The 1,999-nt window shown below is 38.0% G+C and carries 3 protein-coding genes; all 3 read left to right on the plus strand.

From position 1 onward, the window contains the following. A partial coding sequence (locus VXQ92_RS16200) for a TGS domain-containing protein (RefSeq protein WP_416682524.1) occupies positions 1-1,078 on the plus strand: 1,078 nt, incomplete at its 5' end. A gap of 120 nt (positions 1,079-1,198) precedes the next feature. After that, entirely contained in the window at positions 1,199-1,582 is a 384-nt protein-coding gene (locus tag VXQ92_RS16205) for a RidA family protein (protein ID WP_000090000.1), read from the plus strand. Between the two features lie 209 nt (positions 1,583-1,791). Next, on the plus strand, positions 1,792-1,986 hold the full coding sequence (locus tag VXQ92_RS16210) for a bacterioferritin-associated ferredoxin (protein WP_000289091.1): 195 nt from the start codon (positions 1,792-1,794) through the stop codon (positions 1,984-1,986). Positions 1,987-1,999: the final 13 nt, after the last annotated feature.

Below are 1,999 nucleotides of genomic sequence, written 5' to 3' on the forward strand. Positions count from 1 at the left end.
AACTTGCCGCTCTGCCATTCAAGCTTCCATGCAGAACCTAAATACACTCATTGATGGTGAATGCGCTAAAACGACTTTTAATGACTTACTTGATTATTTGCATCAAGAAAAAATTTGGGTTTACACACCACACGGCCAGTTACATGAGTTACCACAAGGTGCCACAGTAGTTGATTTTGCCTATTCAGCTAGTCTTTTCTTAGGCAACCATGCGGTAGGTGCGAAAGTTGATGGTGAAATTAAGCCACTTTCTACACCATTAGTTAGTGGGCAGGTTATTGAGATTATTACTGACGTTTTAGCAACGCCAAATCCAGATTGGCTGAGCTTCATTAACACTCAAAAAGCTCGCCGTGCTTTACAGCACGTACTCAAAGACCAAGATATTGAAGAACAACGTTTAGTTGGTGCCCAAGCACTTTCAAGAGCTTTAAAACTCTTTAATCGTTCTATTAACGACCTTTCAGATGCAGATTGGTTAGATCTTTTACAATGGCGTCATATTGATAATAAAGATGCATTATTTGAGCAAATTGCTGTTGGAGATTTACTTCCTCAACTTGTAGCTAACCATTTGTTTGCAAATGACAAGCATCCTCGAGCAGAAAATTCAGATCGGCTAATTCAAGGAACTGAAGGCATTGATGTTAAATATGCCCACTGTTGTAATCCTATTTTAGGCGATCCAATTCAAGGCCATTTAACACGACGTGGTTTAATTGTGCACCGTATTCGTTGTCATAATTTGCTTCATGAACAACATTTACACCCAGAAAACATTATGCCGCTTCAATGGAAAGCAGACGACGTAGATGATGTACGTTTTACTGCTTACCTTGCGATTTATATGGCAATGAATGATGAACAGGTATCAGACCTCATCTACCAATGTCGTAAAAATAATGCTGGGGTAGAAATGGTACATTCCAACGAACAGCGTACTTTCGTCAATATTGTAGTAAACAACCGTAAACATATTGCAAAAGTCATTCGTGATTTACGAATGCACTATGGCTTCCCACGTATTGAGCGTCTAGACGCCCCTGCTCCACAAATGGAAATTTCCAAAGTCAGCTAAAATTTGTTCTGCTTTACTAAAATCTAACTTCTAGAAGTACCTAATCAATTAAATCGATGATACTTTTGTCAAAACGTATCATCGATTATGATGAAAAAAGATTTAATCAAGGAGAACCAAATGTCCCGTCAAGTCATTCATACTGAAAATGCCCCTGCTGCCATCGGCACATATTCTCAAGCCATTTTGGTAGGTAACACACTATATTTATCAGGGCAAATTGGTTTAGATCCTTACAGTATGGAACTTGTAGACGGTATTGAAGCTCAAATCCGCCGTGTTTTTGATAACCTCAAAGCAGTATGTGAAGCTGCAGGCGGCACACTTGCAGATATTGCAAAGCTCAATATTTTTCTTACTGATTTATCTAATTTCCAACTCGTTAACCAAATTATGGGCGAATATTTTGCTCAACCATACCCAGCTCGTGCTGCACTTGGTGTAGCAAGCCTGCCTAAAGGGGCTTTAGTTGAAATGGATGGAATTGTTATTATTAATCAGTAAGATAAAATATTAACTAGAAATTATTTAGCTCTAAAATTAGATACCACCCCAGCTTAAAAAGCTGAGTAACTCTCAGATTTCCGCTTAGGTGGTATTTTTTTATCCAAAATCCCAATAATGATAAATGAGATTTTAAATGAATTTCATTGACAAACGATAATAATTATCAATAATATCAATTATCGCATTTATATTTGGGGATCACTCCCATGTACGTTTGCTTGTGTCGTGGCATTACCGATCAGGATATTAAAGACGCTATTGAAAATGGCGCTGAAAGCTATCGTGAAATTCGCGATTTGCTTGATCTTGGTACTTGCTGTGGACGCTGTGCACCAGAAGCACGTGCTATTATTAGTGAAGAATTAGCAGAAATTGCTGCTCGCATTTCTGTAGCTGCATAATAAAAATTAATAT

The organism is Acinetobacter sp. 228 (assembly GCF_048147885.1).

Excerpts from the sequence above, each read along its gene's own strand:
- VXQ92_RS16210 (WP_000289091.1), top strand. The coding sequence starts at position 1,792 with ATGTACGTTTGCTTGTGTCGTGGCATTACCGATCAGGATATTAAAGAC.
- VXQ92_RS16205 (WP_000090000.1), top strand. The coding sequence starts at position 1,199 with ATGTCCCGTCAAGTCATTCATACTGAAAATGCCCCTGCTGCCATCGGC.